Genomic DNA, 306 nt, shown 5'->3' with positions numbered 1-306 from the left:
GTCTGAAACCCGTAGCGTGGGCTTTGCCCACGAATCAAGCCCAAAATTTCAGACGGCCTCTTTTACCCAACATTATCGTGGGCAAAGCCCACGTTACAATGTACACCGACGAGGCAAATAGTCGTCTGAAAACGGGAGAAGCAATTTTTGTCGAAACCTCCGCCGTCATTCCCGCGCAGGCAGGAATCCAGATGTAGGTCGGATACTTGTATCCGACAAAAACATTTGACGCGTCTGTCGTTTCCGAAAAACTGTTGGAAATGTCGGATTCGAGAATCCGACCTTGTATATCGAAACACCCGTATC

Annotated in this window: 1 pseudogene; it reads left to right on the top strand. The window is 48.7% G+C overall.

The features are described 5' to 3' along the window. Positions 1-197: pseudogene (locus HMPREF2726_RS14495) on the top strand (hypothetical protein); the annotation flags it as partial. Positions 198-306: the final 109 nt, after the last annotated feature.

Origin of the sequence: Neisseria sp. HMSC074B07 (genome assembly GCF_001810355.1) — a bacterium.
In the GTDB taxonomy this organism is placed as follows: domain Bacteria; phylum Pseudomonadota; class Gammaproteobacteria; order Burkholderiales; family Neisseriaceae; genus Neisseria.
This window is presented reverse-complemented; position numbering and strand designations above follow the sequence as displayed.